Origin of the sequence: Dyadobacter luteus (assembly GCF_003383615.1) — a bacterium.
GTDB classification, from domain to species: Bacteria; Bacteroidota; Bacteroidia; order Cytophagales; family Spirosomataceae; genus Dyadobacter; species Dyadobacter luteus.
The window spans coordinates 83,325-101,061 of sequence record NZ_QNUL01000006.1 but is presented as its reverse complement, the minus strand read 5'-3'; the positions used below and the strand labels follow the sequence as shown (position 1 = coordinate 101,061).

Here is a 17,737-nt window from a genome sequence, read left to right as displayed (position 1 = left end):
CGATATCTAAAAGTTCTTATATATCTAAACGAAGATTTCGCGCATCATTTTTACTGGTAGCCATGCGGGTAAGGACTAAAGTACAGCAAGAAGCCCGAAGGGCTCCAATCCGAATAACGCCGGGTGAAACCAGGGGAATCGCAATATCCAAATCCTTCGGACAACCCTGGAAGGGTTGAATATCTTCTTCCGATTGAAAGGAAGAGATCCGAAGCACAGAATGTAATAATGTAATTTCATATAAAACATTCAACCCTTCCAGGGTTGATGTAACAGGTTACCAACACATCATCACCCGGATTGCATCCGGGGCTATTCATGTTTTATCCCTATGGGATGATGCATACTCTCAAACATTAAAAAAAGATTTCACGCATCATTTTTAATGGTAGCCATGCGGTAAGGACTAAAGTACAGCAAGAAGCCCGGAGGGCTTCAACATGAATAACGCCAGGTGAAACCCGGGGAGGATGCCAAAATCCGTATCCTTCGGTCAACCCTGGAAGGGTTGAATATCTTCCAAGTGAGGGTTAAAAGCTCATCGCTATCAGCTAAAAAATGAAAACGATGCCTGAACCAACAAGCATCGTTTTCATTTTTAATAAGAGTCCCGGAATTACGCTTCCAGTGCAAACTCCTCTTCCCTTTCTTTATTCTTCTTCTTTGCTCTTTTTGCGAAACGTTCTTTCAGCTTATCTACCACATAGTATACCGCCGGAACCAGGAACAATGTCAGTAATAAAGAACTTGTAAGACCGCCGATAATCACCCAGGCCATACCATTCTTCACCTCAGCACCGTCGCCGGATGCAAGCGCGATTGGGAGCATACCTGCCACCATGGCAATGGTTGTCATCAAAATCGGACGCAGACGTTCTTTCCCGGCTTCAATTAATGCTGCTTTCAGGCCATGTCCTTCTTCCTTAAGCTGATTAGTAAAATCGACAATCAGGATTGCATTCTTCGCTACAAGTCCCAGTAGCATGATCATACCCACGATTGAGAATATCGTCAAACTTTCCATCGTAAGTGCAAGAGCCGTAAGTGCCCCAACCAATGCAACCGGAATGGAGAACAATACCACGAAAGGATAAACCAAACTTTCGTACAACGCCACCATGATCAGATAAATGAGCACGATACCAAGGATCAACGCCACCCCAAGACTGCCAAACGCATCTGCCTGATTTTTCAGGTCGCCACCATATTCAATAGATATTCCCTCAGGAAGCTTAAATGTTTCCATTTTCTTCTGAATATCAGCACCTATCGAACCTGAAGGGCGGCCAATCGCCTGGGAATTTACAGAAATCGAAGACAAGCGATCAATACGTTGCAACACACTTTCTCCCATACCTTCTTTCACCGTTGCAAACTGCGAAAGTTCAAATGTTTGTCCTTTGGTATTTACAAAAGTAAGTCTGCTGATATCTTCTGCTTTCGAGCGATCGAACTTATCCAGACTGATCATGATGTCGTATTCCTTACCATTTTGTTTGAACTTCGAACGGTCGTCACCTCTGAATGCTGTTTGCAATGCCACGCCCACTTCCGCAGCGTTGATCCCTAATTGCGCCATTTTCTCACGATCCAGAGAAACGCCCACTTCAGGCTTCGGATCATCTACGGAGTAATCTACATTTTGTGTTCCGGGTACAGAAGATACAATGTCTTTCACTTCCGCTGCTGTCTTTCTGATCAAAGCCATATCAGTACCTTTGATCGCCACCTGAATCGGAGCCTGACTAGCATTACCGGTAATAGAAGTCGGACTTACAGTCACTTTTACACCTGGTATTTTCAAAATTTCCTTCTGAATGTCAATCCCAAAGTCCTCAGCAGAAATCGTCCTGTGTTTTTTATCAACCATTTTCACGGTCAGACTGGCGATATTACTATTGGATGTCGAACCCAGACCGGTGTTACTATAACCCACATTACTGAACACGTTCGTAACTTCGGGCTTGCTCAAAAGCAATTTTTCAACCTGTTGAGTCACCTGATTGGTTTGGTATACTGAAACCGTTGGCGCCATTTCAATCGTAACGTCCAGTTCACCTCTATCACTTTGCTGCATAAATGCGGCACCAACAAATCCACCCGGAACAAGCGCGATGGCGCCTACGATCAAAGCAAACGAAAGAATGAAAATGTATCTTTTGTGCCCCAGTACCCAAGTCAGGATTCTTCCATATTCTTCTTTAATACCGTCCAAAAAGTTTTCAAAAGCGATATTCATTCTGCCCCACAAACTGTTTTTGTTCAAAACTTCAACCTTACCGAAACGTGAAGCAAGCAATGGAGTAAGCGTAAATGAAACAAGCAAACTCATCAAAGTTGAGAATACAACGACCAGTGAGAATTCTCTCAATATATTACCGATCAGACCTGAAGTAAGTGCCAACGGGACGAACACCACGACGTCTACAAGCGTAATTGCTAAAGCCGTAAACCCGATTTCACTACGTCCATCCAGTGCAGCCTGTCGTTTATTTTTACCCATTTCGAGGTGGCGGTTGATATTTTCCAATACCACAATTGAGTCATCGACAAGAATCCCTACCACCAGCGAAAGCGCCATCAGTGTCATCAAATTCAATGAAAATCCTAATGCGTTCATCAGAATGAAAGTCGGGATCATGGATGATGGCAGCGAAACCAGAATAAACATCGAACTGCGGAAACTATGCAAGAACAACAACATCACGATAGACACAATCAAAACCGCAAGACCAAGGTCGAAAACTACCGCATCTGCAGAAGCCAATGTATAGATAGACTGGTCGGATGCGATATTGAATTTCAGATCAACAGAGGCATACTGGTTTTCCAGACTGGTCAATCTCTCTCGAGTCAGGCGGCTCACATCCACCGCATTCGCATCCGATTGCTTCTGAATTTGCAAAGCCACCGACGGACGTCCGTTGATATGGTTCACGGCTGTCTGGTCTGCGATGCCGTCCACAACCTCAGCTACATCCTTCAAAAACACATCACCACCCGTTGCAGAACGCCCCACAATCACATTCCGAAGATTTTCAACGGTTGTCAGTTTGGCATCAAAACGAATCGATAACTGATCGTCCTGCGTTTTAACCTGACCGGCAGGATATGAAGTATTAGCGCTGTTAACCGCCTGCGAAACCTGCCCAATAGACATTCTATAGGCTCTCAGTTTCTCCTGACTCACATTCACCTGAATCTGACGTTCCGTTCCACCAATGATGGTTACCTGTCCCACACCAGTCACGTTAGAAAGCTGTGATTTCAATTTATCATCCAGCAAATCATAAAGAGCTGACGGAGATAAATTAGCAGTAACCCCCATTCTCAAAACGGGAATTTCGTCTGTTGAGAATTTATTGATTACAGGGCGGTCGGCATCATCCGGCAAAAGTGAAATGGCTTGCTCTACTTTCCTTTGGGCTTCCTGCTGTGCAAGATCCACACTTACACCCTGTTTCAGCTGAATAATTACGGATGAAACCCCTTCCTGAGATGTAGAGTTGATTTTATCCAAACCTTCAATCGCTGATACCGCATCTTCAATATGCTTGGTAACATTGGTTTCAACCTCATCCGCAGCAGCACCACGGTAGGTCGTCATCACGCTGACAACATTTGCCTCAAACTTGGGTAACAAGTTATACGACAATTGTTTATAGCTCATCACACCGAACAGGATCAGCACAGTGAATATTACTGTGATGAAGAGCGGTCTTTTTACGGCTACTTCTGTAATTGACATATTATATCTTTAATTTCTGTGAGAAAAATTACTTCGCAACCTGAACTGTCGCGCCTTCACTCAAATTGATCTGACCTGTTGTGATTACTGTTTCACCGGAAGTAAGTCCTGACAAAACCTCAATCTTATCACCCAATTCACGTCCTACTTCGATCTTACGTTTCCTGGCAACATTGTTTTCCATCACATATACGTAAGGATTTCTGATGCTTTCTACCAATGAACTGCGTGGAATCAGCAATGCCTGGTGACTCGTTTTCTGCAAAAATGAAACGGTTACAAATGTTCCTGCTTTCAATTGACTTGCATTCTGGATCACGATTTCAACCGGATAGTTATGTGATTCGTCACCCTGAGGAGCAATGTAGGAGATAACACCGTCGATGGTTTTGTCAGGATAAACATCTGTTTTAACCTGTACATGTTGTCCTTCTTTCAGTTTATATACATCACTTTCACTCACCATGACCTGCACTTTCAGCCTCGCCACATCCATGATCGTACCCAATGAAGTACCTACATTCACAAACTCACCCGGCTCAATGTTTTTCTTGATTATACGACCGCTGATCGGTGCAGCTACAGATGCATCGCTGATTTGCTGCTTGATCTGCTCGGCCTGATTCAATGCGTTTTCGTAACTGTATTTCGTATCATTTACCTGAATTTCCGTAGCTGCATTTCCTGCAAGCAATTTGGTATAACGATCCGTATCTTTTTTCAGCTTATTGATATTCAGTTCTGTTGCTTCCAGCGACAATTGCTTTAAACGGCTGTCTACTGATACAATAGCAGCTCCCTTATTGACATAAGATCCCAGCTCATATTTCACCGCCATTACCTTACCTGCTGCAGTGGCCATAATCTCCACTTGTTTGTAAGGAATCAGGTTTCCGGTACGTACCAGCTGCTGATCCGTGCTTCCTTCGGTCACTGTCGCTACAGTAACAGGAATAGTCACACCGGTTTTTTCCGGCATTTTATTTTTTGCGTCGATCTTCGACTTATTAGCCACCAGTTTGAAACCAATCAGAATACCAATAATGGCAATGGAACTGATGATGATGATTTTTCTTTTCATGAGTTTGTAGTATTTAGCGCCCGCCCTCTATGCGCCCGCTGTGTATATGGTTTAATGATTGATGCTTTATGGTAATTCAGAATAGAATGTCAGCAATGAGCCCTGCGACTGCTCAATTCCAAGTTGCGCCTGATAGTAACTCAACATCGAATTGATATAATTACTCTGCGCTTCCTTGTAGGACGTTTCAGCGTTCAGTAAATCTGAAAGAGGGATTGTTCCGCCTTTATATTGAAGCGTGGTCACATCATACACCTCCTTGGCAAGCGTTACATTCGCCTCGTCGTTGGCAAGATTAAGCCTTGCCTTCTGAAGCTGCGTGGTTGCATTCTTATTCTGGAATTCGTAATTCTGCATATTCAGCTTCAACTGCTCCTGCTGTGTCATCAGATTCAAATCAGCCTGACGGTATTGCGCGTCTCTTTTGAAACTATCGAAAATGGGGATATTCAATTTGAGACCGATAGCTCCGAAACCGAACCAGTTACCCCAGGAAGCACCGAGACTATTGCCCAATGCCTGCATACCGTAACGGCCATACACCGAAAGCTTAGGCAGATAGCCTGCTCTGATCCGATCCTTTTCGATATTCTGCAGTTGCATTGTAACCTGTTGTGATTTGTAGGCAGTCAGATTCCCAGGATCAAAAGCACCAGGTTGGTATACCTGAAATGGTTTACTCAAAGGGTTGTCTGTCAATTCAATGTTTTCAGCCATAGGCATACCCATATCGAGTTTCAACTGATTTTCCGCCAATGAAAGGTTGTTTTCTGCCAATGTCAGCTGTGATTGAATGTTATTCAGACTCACTTTGGTACGGTCATAATCTACTTTTTTGATCACTCCGTTATCCAGTTGCAGTTGCAGCGTTCCCAGGATTTGTCTGGTTTTATCCAGATTGTCTTTCAGCAAATCGATCTGCTGCGTTGTTACAAATACCTGATAGTAATCATTCGCAACATTGTAAATGATGCTCTCTTTAATATTCTGAGAGTTCAGCTCTGCATTTTTCAGATTAGGCTTATTGGCTTTCAAACCTGTAAGCAATGCCTGATCAAATATCACCTGTTCTGCCTGAGCGCTTACGTTCGTCGAATACTTCGTACCCAATGCCACCCGTACATCTTCTGTTCCGCCCGTAAAGCTTGCAGGCAAAACTGTAGACTGTAGCTTAATGTTATCGTCCAGTGCACCGGAAGCATTTACCTGCGGCAGATATCCCGCCAGTGCTTCCCGCGCCTGCTGTGTTGCTACACCCTCTTTAATTTTCCCTAACCTAACGTTACCGTTATTTTTCAGTCCATATTCAATACACTCTTTAAGGCTCAGTTTCGTTTGTGCTAAAAGTGTGTTCGAGAAGGCCATTAAACTCAGGATTAAAACAACCCGATTCTTTTTCATCTAATTAGTATTTTCTGTGGCTATTTTTGTATTTAGTTGACATATCTACTGGTGATATATCAACCATTATTTTAAACATTTACTTTTTCAATAATTCCTTCCATTCTGTTCAGCAGAGAAAGTAAGGTCTTTTGTTCTTCCTCTGTATAGTACTCCATAATCTGCCTGTGAAAAGCAATTGCCAGCGCCTGTATTTTTTCACATACAAATTTACCGCTTGCTGTCACCGAGATCAGATTCTTTCTTTTGTCCTCTATATCACTTTCAATCTTAAGGAAACCATCTTTGCTCAGAGTCTGCACAGAACGCTGTATACCAGCCTTATCCTTCTGCAAAACATTTGCTATATCCTGTTGCGTAATATTATCCTCTTTAAAATACACAACCATCAATATCGGTATCTGCTCCGCCTGAACCGGAATTCCTTCCGAAATCAGAGCTGAGTTCATTTTTTTAAATACCAGCCTGGTCACATTCCCTAACTTAAACTGCAGGGAATTCCTCATTTCTTCTCTTATCTTATTTATTTCCGCCATTGGATGTCAGGGTGAATGAATTGTGTTACAAAAGTAAAACAAGTTGATACATCAACCAAATTGTTGAATATTAATTTTTGATGAACGGTTTATTTTGATGATCAATGAAAAACCCCGCCATGTTGCTACATGACGGGGCCGTTATAATCCTATTACTTTTTGCTGACTACTTACCCAATGTTTTGATAAGCATTCCTTTTTCTACGCGTGCATTCAGTTCCATTCCATTCAGTATGGCAAGGTCGCCAAGTTTTACGTCAGGCATGTTGTAGTCCTTCAATGTTTCCTGTAAAGTTCCGCTACGCTGAACCGTTTTAATTCTGATTCTCTCTGGCTGGCGATTCAATATATTCGCGTCACTAACCGATTTGAATCCCTGAGCAACCGACCTGAACTGATTAACGTTATTGTCGAAAGTCGCTGCCGTAGCCACACCATGCAGCGCATAGATATTACCACCGTATTGAATCAACCATGAAGCTACTTTCGTGGTGGCTTCGGCTGTTTGCTGCTGCCCTTGCTGGCCCGCCTGTGTCGAAATTAAGGCAATTGCTGGATTCCCGTTGATGGTTACCTTGTTATTTTCAGCTACCTGAAGGTTATAATTTTTAATAACTGCCTGAGCAGCTTCGTCCAACGACTTACCTTCTCCCATTGTAAAAAGCATCATCGACTTTCCGTCTTTGGCAGCCATCTGGAATTGTGCAGGCGTATTTTCATACTGCCATCCCGATGGTACAGGGAATTGCAGTTTCAACTCAGGATGGTAGAACTGACCATTCTCCACAAAACCCTGTTTCGGGTCTTCACCATAAATAATACCATCTATTCTTTTCAGATATTGATCGCGGTTGATAGCGTAGTTGCCCGGTGTCGCCTTCTGGTATTCTGTAGCAAGTGCCTCTACCTTTTTCTGACGGTCGCCCGGATCCGGGTGCGTCGACTGGAAAGTTGGGATACTTTGTCCGCTTTTGGCACTGATTCTCTTCAGCGTACCAAAAAAGTCGGCCATCTCATGGGCATCGTATCCGATCTTACTGGAATATCCCACACCGATTTTGTCTGACTCTGTCTCGTGATCCCGGCTATAGCTCAGGAAAAGCGCCTGAACTGCCTGAGCAGCCTGATCGCCCATACTTCTAATCTGAGGCGAGAGCACCATTCCGGCCATTAGTCCAACCTGGCCAATAATCTGTGAAGTTTGTTGCCGTGCTGAGTGACGCGCTGTAACGTGCCCTATCTCGTGACCTAAAACACCGGCAAACTCAGCTTCATTATTGAAGTGTGCCATAATACCTCGCGTAAAATACACATAACCACCAGGAACGGCGAACGCATTTACGACAGGAGAATCAACGATGTAAAATTTATAATCAAGCTCCGGACGATGCGAAATCTTGCCCATCGCAACTCCTTTGTCATTGATGAAGGCCTGCAGATTTTTATCATCGTATAAACCCATGGAAGCAACAACCGCCGGATGTGATTCCGCTCCGATTGCAAGCTCCTTCTCCTTCGACATTAAAATAATTTCCTTTTTACCTGTTACCGGATTTTTAGAGCAGCCCGATAGCATGCCCACAGCCAGAATCCCGCTCAGAAGCTGTAATTGTACTTTCCTTTTCATATAAGTATTAGGTGGTGTGTTGCTTGTAAGTTTTGCCAAATTAAACAAGTCTGAACCGATTCTCAAAGAATCATGCCAAGAGCTTCATTATATACGTCACCGATGTGAAGGGGTAACTCTTTATATCGATTAAAGAACAGAACGTTATTATTTATTACCTTCGCTGGTTATGAACCTGTTTCCTGACTGAATGATATCTGACAGGTATTTGAAGAGATTATGAACAAAAAGAAAACCACATTCAGTTTACTTCCCCGCTGGCTGATCCGATTTGATTTTTTTGGTCTCTTCGAAAAAGATCCTTTTGGCAATTACCTTGCCATCAAACGCTTCTTCATCTTTATCATTGGCTGGTTTACCTATTACCGGTATACGGCAGTGAATAAAATTCAGATCAAAGGTGCCGACCAGCTTCTGAATCTGCCTGATCATGGTGTATTATTTCTTTCTAACCATCAAACCTACTTTGCAGACGTAATCGCATTCTACCATATTTTCTGCGCAACCAAGTGGGGATATAAAGATACCATCTCTCCACCCTTCTATTTATTCTCACCCAGAGCACGTTGCTATTATGTAGCTGCTTCGGAAACCATGAAAGAAGGAATTTTGCCCAAGTTATTCAGTATTGGCGGCGCTATTACCATTGAGCGATCATGGAGGGCTAACGGAGAAAACGTGAAACGCCAACTCGACAACTCTGCTCAGGATAAAATTGGAATGGGGCTTGATCATGGCTGGGTAGTAAGTTTTCCGCAAGGCACCACCAAACCTTATGCGCCTATCAGAAAAGGTACCGCTCACCTCATCAAAGACCATCAGCCCATTGTCATTCCGGTTGTCATCAACGGTTTCCGCCGGGCATTTGACAAAAAAGGGTTACGTTTCAAAAAGCGGAATACCAAACTGACTGTTCATTTTAAAGAACCTATGCATTTTCTACCGGATGAATCACTGGAAAGTATGATAGAAAGGGTGACCAAAGCCATTGAACAGGAGCCTCCCAAAGAAAACAGTACCACGAAAGCGGTTGAGGAATAGTGATGGTACACGTTTTGTAAACTATTCACTTTACATCATTCAATTTCTTTGCAATGGGACAAAAAGTACTAATTACCGGAGGAACCGGGCTTATTGGCAAACGCCTGACTGAATTACTGCTTCAAAGAGGTTATGAGGTTGCCATTCTGAGCAGAAGTAAAAAAGACATCCCATCTGTGAAAGTATATGAGTACGACACAGAAAAAGACTATATAGAAAATGGTGCACTTGCAAATACGAGTCACCTTATCCACCTTGCAGGCGCTGGCGTGGCAGATGAACGCTGGACTGAAAAGCGCAAAAAAGTCATTCTTGATAGCCGTATAAAACCTGTAGAGCTCATCAATCGAAAACTGAAAGCCGAACAGATATCCCTAAAATCATTTATATCTGCTTCAGGAAGCAGTTTCTATGGTGAAGATTCAGGAGATAAGCGAAACACCGAAAAAGATCCACCCAACAGTGATTTTCTTTCTTTTGTAACAGTGGAATGGGAAAAAGCTGCCGATATAATCGCAGACACAGGAGTACGTACTGTCAAACTAAGAACCGGTATTGTACTGAGTGAAGATGGAGGTGCTCTGGCAAAAATGGCACAACCTGCGCGTTTCGGCTTTGGAGCTCCGCTTGGTTCCGGCAAACAGTGGGTGTCATGGATCCATCTGGACGATTTATGCAGGATGTATATTGAAGCGCTGGAAAATGAAACATGGGAAGGCGCTTATAATGCCATTGCTCCTGGTCCTGTCACCAATGCACACCTGACCAAACTCATCTGCAATGCACTGAATCGCCCGCAATGGCTACCCAATGTTCCGGCTTTTGCACTCAGATTGGTATTCGGTGAAATGGCCAATGTGGTTCTGGGAAGCAGTTACGTTATCAATGAACGCATAGCGAACGATACGGACTTCAAATATCAGTTTACAGATCCTGAGTTGGCACTGCAGGATATTTTAGGCAAGAAATAATCAATCTATTCTTCTTCCTCATCTTCCGGATTTGCCTGTACTGTGGCCAACCACTTTTGCCGCTGTAAACCGGCCCTAAAATCATCCAGCTCATTGAGTTGAATATTGCCATTTGTAAAGGTTGTCATTTGCAACCCGACAAATGATAGTGCTTCATTTAACCTCTCTTCGAGCGGAATATTGCCATAAATACATTCACGCCAATACCATTCAAGAGATTCACCCGCTACTTCTTCAGCAATGCCAATGTAATCTTCGATGGTATAGCCAACAAATGGTTTTCCGAACCGCAGCCAGAGCAACCGCATGATATCGTCCAGAGATTGTGCATGATCTGTTTTCTTTCTGATGTAAAGATCAAGAATCAGCGCAACCAAAGCTCCTTTATGATAAACTGAAACTTTACGATCAGGAATTCCTTTTTCATATCCGTCAAGCCATAAATCAAAAGAAGATTCTACCAATGATTGGCTTGCTGATGCGCTATGTTCAAAGTGTCGTTTCATATACACCTGCAACTCTTTCAGATAAGCAGCATCGTCAAAAACCCCTGAACGTTTTAGAAATAAATCCCCGTAATACGTCGTGCAACCCTCTGCTACAAAACAGGTAGCAAAGTAATTTTCTTTCGTAAAGTCATAAGGCAACATTTCCTTCGGACGAATCCGGATGATATTCCAGGCGTGAAACAGCTCGTGACTACTTACGCCAAGTAAATCCGTATACAGCCCTTCGCCTTCATCGTCTGGTCCCAGAACCACCATGGTAGAATTACGATGCTCTACACCATGGTAAAAGGCAGTCGGTAAAATCAGATTCAGAAAATGGTAATCCTGCTCCGGGAATTCTCCCATAGTCGCGATTTGCTCCCGTGAAAATCTCCTGAAATCCCTCTCAATACGTTTCCAGTTGGGCTTCAGATTACCATGCATCCAAATACTAAATCTCACATGATCAATCTGATAATCACATTTTTGTAAGCTCTCTGAGGCCAGCAGGGGACTATCGACTAATTCGTAAAAATCTTGTGCACTAAGGATATTAGCGTAAGCAGTTGGTATGTTATCAACAATATTCCAAAAAGAACCCAGTCCGCATGCGATAGTGTAATCTTCAGGAAGTTCCAGTGTAACTTTACACGCATCATTTATTCTTCCTTCTGTATAAAAACAGAAGTTGATAAAATTGAGATACCAAAGCTCAGCATCCACATAGCTGCTTCCCGCATTCTGAATAGCCGCATAGTAGGTATAGTTAACCCGTACCTCATCTTCCCCACCTGTTTCCAGTCGCCAGCGGTCTTTTGTAACTTTGCTCAGCGGTAGTTTCTTCCCTGTTTTCGAGATCGCTTCAATAAATTGAATATTTTTGGCAAAATTCTGAATTTCGTAGCGCCCTGGTCTCCACGCCGGAAGCTGGATTTCAATATAATCACTGCTTATTTCCGGTATTGTATAAGTAATGGATAGAAAGTGAGAAGAGGGATCGCTGACAGAAATATGATAATGCATAGATAATAAAACAGGATTAAAGGAGGAAAACCGGATCAACAAACCAAAATCAGGCTTTTTTACGTTAAACGTACAATTATATAAATAAACACATTATTACATGAAAATTAAAATCCTCCTTTCATGCCTTATTACGGCAGCTCTGCTGTCAGCAACACAACTATTTGCACAAACTGAAGAATATTATCGCCCGGATTCATTAAGAGGAGAGCAAAGGGAAAGACAGGAAATTCCTCCGGTAGAGAAAAGAGAAGTGGTTGAAAAAAAGAAGGACGTTGATTTCAAACAACTTCCTTTTATAGATCGCCTGAGACTCGGCGGTAGTTTTGGATTAAGTTTCGGAACTGTCACAAATGTGAACTTGTCGCCTATGGCGGGTTATGAACTTACCGAAAAGCTGGTGGCGGGTGTAGGACTCACAGGAATGTATTTTCGCTCCAGATATTACAATATCAATACACTCTACTACGGCGGACGCGGTTTTCTGATGTATAACGTGTTCCCGATGGTGAATTTGGTAGGGGAAATAGAAGGAATGAACGTTGAAGCGTCTTATCAGAAAAGAAAATGGCTTGCTTCTCCACTTCTGGGCGCTGCTTATTCTCAACCTGTAGGAGGCCGTTTCATTAAAGCCGTACATCTTACAGTCCTGTACAACCTGAGCTACCACAATCAGATCGACCAGTACAGCGGACAAAATTTGTCGCCCTACAGCAGCCCATTTGTTTTTCGGGTTACATTTCTTTAGACAACATTACAATTTAATAAATACGAGCAGGGCAGTAATTGCTACAGCAAGATTCAATCAATATGGAAAATCCGGTTTTAATTTTTGGTGCAGGAGATATAGGTGTGCAGGCACTGGATATATTCAGACGTAACAATGTATTAGTATATGGTCTTCTGGACGACAATAAAGATTTGCACGGTCAGGAGTTTTCTGATGTCAGTGTTTTAGGTGACACCGACGACCCCGGCTTTGTAAATATCGTAGGCGAAAAGTGTGAAGCATTTGTAGCCATTGGAGAGAAATCGGTACGTGAGCGTATCGTCGAAACACTGGTAGAAGATCGTAAGATCATGCCGGTAAACGCAATCCACGATACAGCTGTCATTTCTGAGATGGCTGAAATAGGTCATGGTAACCTGATTGCTGCGCGTGTAACCATCGGGGCAAAGTCTAAAATCGGCAACCATTGTCTGGTGCAATCGGGCGCTATACTTGACACATGGGTACAGGCAGGAAATTTCGTTACCATTGGCAGTGGCGCTATCATCAATGATCGCGTAAAAATAGGAGAGGGAGCGTTTATAGGATCAGGCGCAGTGATTGTTGCAGGCATTGAAATAGGAAAAAATGCCAGAATCGGTGCAGGCTCTGTGGTGATTGAAAACGTACCTGCAAAGGCGACCTACTTCGGGAATCCGGCTAAAAAAGTTTAATTGCCACGGATTAAATCCCCGTTTATGGCAATTTTTTATTCTTAACGGAATAACACTTAAAGCTACTATAAACCTCTCTGAGCGAAAGTCTTGGGTATCGTTCAGAGGTTTCAGTTAATAAATCAATAAAAAACACCATTACTTTTTTTTATTGATATGAAAACCCATTACCTTTGCAGTCCTTTTGTCAGAAATAGTGAAAGAGCTAAGTAAATACAACATAGACATTTACGGTTTGGAAGACAAACGGTATGACTATGACATGGAGTCGGGTGATGCGTTTTTTGAGGAGCTGGAGCAAGATATTATCGAGCACGGGCACTTCAAGACACATATTGAGCTGAACAAATCAGCAACCATGATCCAGCTTCATTTCCAAACAGAAGGAATACTCGGACTGGTATGTGACAGGAGTCTGGAACCTTACGACGAGCCATTTATCTCAGATGAAAAGCTCATTCTGAAGTTCGGCGATCACAACCAGGAGCTGACAGACGAGATTGAGATTATAAGCAGAAATACCAACCGCATCAATGTAGCGCGTTATGTTTTTGAATTTATAGCACTTTCTCTGCCGGTTAAGAAAATTCATCCGAGCTTGCGAACTGAGGATGACGATGCGTTTTCAGAAGATGAGGAAGAAGCAGTGCTGGTTTACTCTTCCGAAGACCTGGAAGACGAACAAGAGGAGAGTAATGAAGAGCAGGTTGATCCTCGTTGGGAAGCTCTGAAAAAATTAAAAGGAGAATAGTACAGGCTCTAAAAGCCATCTATATATAAGCAAGTATTTCAATATCGAATATTAACAAAGAACATAAAGCATCATGGCACATCCTAAGCGGAAAATTTCCAAAACCCGTCGCGATACACGCAGAGCTCATGACTTCCTAACTGGTAAGCAATTAGGAGTTGACGCTTCAACAGGTGAAATCCACCAGTTGCACCGTGCACACGTACACGAGGGCAATCTGGTATACAGAGGAAAAGTAGTGGTTGAAAATTACTCCAAAACGGTTTAATTTTTACCAGTGAAGATATCAATTTCGCAACAGCCGTATAAAAGTTGTTGCGAAATTCTTTTTTACTAAGGCACAACTGCTAAATTTACACCTTAGATTTCTAAACTTATTTGTATAAAATAACTGCGTGTAAATGAAAATTGCGGTAGATGCTATGGGGGGAGATTTAGCTCCACAAGCCATTGTTGAAGGGGTAATACAGGCCGCTTCGGAACTACCATCGGAAGCACGGATCGTGTTGATCGGCCGGGAGAATATTATTTTGGACATTTTCAAACAAAATAACTTTACTCCGGTTAATATTGATATAGTTCATGCGGAGGATGTTATTGAAATGGGTGAACACCCTACCAAAGCACTTTCACAAAAACCAAATTCCAGTATCGGAATAGGCTTTCGTCTTTTAAAAGAGAAGGAAGTTGACATTTTCTGTAGTGCAGGAAACACAGGTGCAATGCACGTGGGAGCACTATTCAGTATAAAAGCAATTGAAGGAGTTTTACGTCCCGCTATTGCTGGTTTTGTTCCCCAGGTAGGCGGTGGGCATTCTATTATGCTTGACATTGGCGCCAATGCAGATTGTAAACCTGAGGTACTATCTCAATTTGGCGAAATAGGATCTCTATTTGCTCAGCATACCTTCCAGATTGACAATCCGCGTGTTGCCCTGATGAACATCGGTGAAGAAGAACAAAAAGGTTCTCTTACAGCACAGGCCACCTATCCCCTGCTTAAAGCAAACAAAAAAATCAATTTTATCGGTAACATTGAAGGTAAAGACCTCTTCAATGATAAAGCTGACGTCATCGTTACTGATGGTTTCACTGGTAATATTTTGTTCAAACTGGGCGAATCGCTTTATGATATCATGAAAAAGCGGGGTATTCAGGATGACTTTATTGACCAGACCAACTATGAGTCAATTGGTGGCAGTCCGATCATCGGCGTGAACGGGAACGTAATGATCGCACATGGCGTGTCATCTCCTCTCGCAATCAGAAATATGATTGGCTGGGCATATAAGCAGGTGAAGTCAAAAGCTTACCAGCATATTGCACAGGCACTTAACTAAAATGATGACTGAAACGCCTATACCTTTAAATAGACACTGTCTTTTACCACAATCCAATCGGATTATGATTGTTATAATTGAACCATGACCCAAATCAGAGCCTCTATTACAGGAATACAAGGGTATGTGCCTGACTACATTCTGACCAATGCCGAATTGGAAACAATGGTCGCTACCAATGATGAATGGATTGTTAGCCGTACAGGTATCAAAGAAAGGCGTATCCTCAAAGGTGAGGGCTTGGGAAGTTCGCATATGGGTGCAGAGGCAGTAAAAGGATTATTGGCCAAAACCAATACTTCCCCGGAAGAAATCGATTTACTGATCTGTGCAACTACTACACCTGATTTTATTTTCCCCTGCACGGCCAATCTGATCTGCGACATGGTCGGTATCAGAAATATCGGAAGTTTTGATATTCAGGCTGCCTGCTCAGGATTTGTTTACGCTTTGACGCTGGGTTCTCAGTTTATTGAAACCGGAAAATATAAGAAAATAGTGGTGGTGGGTACTGATAAAATGTCTGCCATAGTAGACTATACCGACCGCAAAACCTGTATTCTTTTTGGTGACGGAGCCGGAGCTGTATTGCTCGAACCTGATGCTGAAGGATATGGCATTATTGATTCAATTATCCGCTCAGACGGAGTGGGTTATCCTTATCTGCATCAAAAAGCAGGAGGTAGCCGCTATCCGCCCACACATGAAACAGTTGAAAACCGCTGGCATCATGTATACCAGGATGGAGCGCAAGTATTCAAATTTGCTGTGACGAACATGGCTGATGTCTCTGCCGAAATCATGGAAAGAAATAACCTGGCGAGTGAAGATGTGGCGTGGCTGGTTCCGCACCAGGCCAATCGCAGGATTATTGAAGCAACAGCCAACAGAATGGGTGTGAGCATGGACAAGGTGATGATGAATATCCAGAAATACGGAAATACTACCGCGGCTACAATTCCATTGTGCCTGTGGGATTACGAAGCTCAGCTAAAAAAAGGTGATAACCTGATTCTCTCTGCCTTTGGCGGTGGATTTACCTGGGGTTCGGTATATTTAAAGTGGGCTATCGGTGCTTAGTTTTGCATGAGATACCTGCAATTTTGATTAACACAATTTCGAATAATTTATTAACTTAAAATGGCAACTACAGCAGATTTGCGTAACGGACTGGTGATAAACTTTAACCATGATCTTTTTCAGGTTATCGAATTTCAACATGTAAAACCTGGCAAAGGAAATGCTTTTGTTCGTACAAAACTGAAAAGCCTTACATCCGGTAAAGTACTGGATAATACATTTTCGTCAGGTGCTACAATCAGCCCGGTACGTGTGGAGCGCCACAAGTTCCAGTTCCTGTACAAAGACGATGTTGGATTCAACTTTATGAATTCCGAAACTTTTGATCAGGTGTTGATCGACGAAAAACTGATCACCAATGCTGATTTGATGAAGGACGGACAGGAAGTTGAAATCCTGATCAACACTGAAACAGATGCTGCTTTGCTTTGCGAATTGCCTCCTTTCGTTGAGCTTGTTGTTACATACTCTGAGCCAGGTCTGAAAGGTGATACTGCCAACTCTCCTAAGAAAGCTATCGAAGTTGAAACCGGCGCAAGGATCATGGTTCCTTTGTTTATCGAAGAAGGCCAGAAGATCAAGGTAGATACACGTACTTACGACTACGTAGAACGCGTAAAATCATAATTTCATTTTTAAGTGAAGTACTGATTCTCTTGGCAACAGGAATAATCATGCGTCTGTTCACTGTTAAAAACTCTGTAAATGGAAACTAAAGAAATTCAAAAACTAATCGACTTCATTGCTCAGTCTGGTCTGGATGAAGTAAATATTGAAACCAACGAATTAAAAATTAAGGTGAAGAGATTCGGCACAGCTCCTGTTGTGTACGCGTCAACTCCTCAGGTTGCAGCTCCGATAGCAGCACTTCAGGCTGCACCAGCAGTACAGGCAGCGGCGCCTGCAGCTCCTGCAGAGTCAGCACCTTCGTCTAACCTGATCACGATTAAGTCACCAATGATCGGAACTTTCTACCGTGCATCAAGCCCTGAAACTCCGGCATTCGTAAACATCGGCGATGAAGTGAAGCCTGGTAAAGCAGTTTGTGTGATCGAAGCGATGAAACTTTTCAACGAAATCGAATCTGAGATTTCAGGAAAAATCGTGAAAGTATTGGTTGAAAACGCAACTCCTGTTGAGTTTGACCAACCTTTATTCCTTGTTGAGCCTGCATAAGGCAATGGACGATCTGTAAAACTTAATTGAT

The 17,737-nt window shown here is 42.8% G+C and carries 16 protein-coding genes; 10 read left to right on the top strand and 6 right to left on the bottom strand.

Annotated elements, in window-relative coordinates; genetic code table 11:
* Positions 1 to 616 precede the first annotated feature (616 nt).
* The 5 genes from DSL64_RS10275 to DSL64_RS10255 all read right to left on the bottom strand — a co-directional run bounded on the left by DSL64_RS10275 (position 617) and on the right by DSL64_RS10255 (position 8,393).
* Positions 617 to 3,748, bottom strand: a complete 3,132-nt coding sequence (locus DSL64_RS10275; protein WP_115830674.1) for an efflux RND transporter permease subunit — start codon at positions 3,746 to 3,748, stop codon at positions 617 to 619.
* A 28-nt stretch (positions 3,749 to 3,776) separates the two neighbouring features.
* Positions 3,777 to 4,829: an efflux RND transporter periplasmic adaptor subunit gene (locus DSL64_RS10270; RefSeq protein WP_115830673.1), complete on the bottom strand. Its 1,053-nt coding sequence runs from the start codon at positions 4,827 to 4,829 to the stop codon at positions 3,777 to 3,779.
* A gap of 66 nt (positions 4,830 to 4,895) precedes the next feature.
* Positions 4,896 to 6,230 carry a TolC family protein gene (locus DSL64_RS10265; RefSeq protein WP_115830672.1) on the bottom strand — a complete coding sequence of 445 codons (1,335 nt, stop codon included), beginning with the start codon at positions 6,228 to 6,230 and terminating at the stop codon, positions 4,896 to 4,898.
* Positions 6,231 to 6,301: 71 nt separating this feature from the next.
* A complete protein-coding gene (locus DSL64_RS10260) occupies positions 6,302 to 6,766 on the bottom strand; it encodes a MarR family winged helix-turn-helix transcriptional regulator (protein ID WP_115830671.1) in 465 nt (154 codons plus the stop codon).
* Between the two features lie 166 nt (positions 6,767 to 6,932).
* The gene (locus tag DSL64_RS10255; protein WP_115830670.1) at positions 6,933 to 8,393 is read right to left on the bottom strand and encodes a M48 family metalloprotease; all 1,461 of its coding nucleotides are present in this window, start codon (positions 8,391 to 8,393) and stop codon (positions 6,933 to 6,935) included.
* A gap of 219 nt (positions 8,394 to 8,612) precedes the next feature.
* Between DSL64_RS10255 and DSL64_RS10250 the strand changes: the two genes are divergently transcribed.
* Together DSL64_RS10250 and DSL64_RS10245 are read left to right on the top strand one after the other, a co-directional pair.
* The gene (locus tag DSL64_RS10250) at positions 8,613 to 9,434 is read left to right on the top strand and encodes a lysophospholipid acyltransferase family protein (protein WP_115830669.1); all 822 of its coding nucleotides are present in this window, start codon (positions 8,613 to 8,615) and stop codon (positions 9,432 to 9,434) included.
* 53 nt (positions 9,435 to 9,487) lie between these two features.
* Positions 9,488 to 10,405 (top strand): TIGR01777 family oxidoreductase, encoded by a 918-nt coding sequence (locus DSL64_RS10245; protein ID WP_115830668.1) that lies wholly within the window; start codon positions 9,488 to 9,490, stop codon positions 10,403 to 10,405.
* A gap of 5 nt (positions 10,406 to 10,410) precedes the next feature.
* Here the strand turns inward: DSL64_RS10245 and DSL64_RS10240 are convergent, their stop codons facing one another.
* Positions 10,411 to 11,916 (bottom strand): M61 family metallopeptidase, encoded by a 1,506-nt coding sequence (locus tag DSL64_RS10240; RefSeq protein WP_115830667.1) that lies wholly within the window; start codon positions 11,914 to 11,916, stop codon positions 10,411 to 10,413.
* A 100-nt stretch (positions 11,917 to 12,016) separates the two neighbouring features.
* Here DSL64_RS10240 and DSL64_RS10235 point away from each other — a divergent pair, with 100 nt between their 5' ends.
* The 8 genes from DSL64_RS10235 to accB all read left to right on the top strand — a co-directional run bounded on the left by DSL64_RS10235 (position 12,017) and on the right by accB (position 17,706).
* Positions 12,017 to 12,664, top strand: a complete 648-nt coding sequence (locus tag DSL64_RS10235; protein ID WP_115830666.1) for a hypothetical protein — start codon at positions 12,017 to 12,019, stop codon at positions 12,662 to 12,664.
* Between the two features lie 62 nt (positions 12,665 to 12,726).
* Positions 12,727 to 13,359 (top strand): acetyltransferase, encoded by a 633-nt coding sequence (locus tag DSL64_RS10230; protein ID WP_115830665.1) that lies wholly within the window; start codon positions 12,727 to 12,729, stop codon positions 13,357 to 13,359.
* A 184-nt stretch (positions 13,360 to 13,543) separates the two neighbouring features.
* Complete coding sequence (locus tag DSL64_RS10225) at positions 13,544 to 14,110, top strand: YceD family protein (RefSeq protein WP_229217028.1); 567 nt, start codon at positions 13,544 to 13,546, stop codon at positions 14,108 to 14,110.
* A gap of 73 nt (positions 14,111 to 14,183) precedes the next feature.
* A complete protein-coding gene (gene rpmF / locus DSL64_RS10220; protein WP_115830664.1) occupies positions 14,184 to 14,378 on the top strand; it encodes a 50S ribosomal protein L32 in 195 nt (64 codons plus the stop codon).
* 133 nt (positions 14,379 to 14,511) lie between these two features.
* A complete protein-coding gene (gene plsX / locus DSL64_RS10215; protein ID WP_115830663.1) occupies positions 14,512 to 15,450 on the top strand; it encodes a phosphate acyltransferase PlsX in 939 nt (312 codons plus the stop codon).
* 84 nt (positions 15,451 to 15,534) lie between these two features.
* Positions 15,535 to 16,530: a beta-ketoacyl-ACP synthase III gene (locus tag DSL64_RS10210; RefSeq protein ID WP_115830662.1), complete on the top strand. Its 996-nt coding sequence runs from the start codon at positions 15,535 to 15,537 to the stop codon at positions 16,528 to 16,530.
* 60 nt (positions 16,531 to 16,590) lie between these two features.
* Positions 16,591 to 17,157 carry an elongation factor P gene (gene efp / locus DSL64_RS10205; RefSeq protein WP_115830661.1) on the top strand — a complete coding sequence of 189 codons (567 nt, stop codon included), beginning with the start codon at positions 16,591 to 16,593 and terminating at the stop codon, positions 17,155 to 17,157.
* 78 nt (positions 17,158 to 17,235) lie between these two features.
* Positions 17,236 to 17,706 (top strand): acetyl-CoA carboxylase biotin carboxyl carrier protein, encoded by a 471-nt coding sequence (accB, locus tag DSL64_RS10200; protein ID WP_115830660.1) that lies wholly within the window; start codon positions 17,236 to 17,238, stop codon positions 17,704 to 17,706.
* The last annotated feature ends 31 nt before the right edge of the window (positions 17,707 to 17,737 follow it).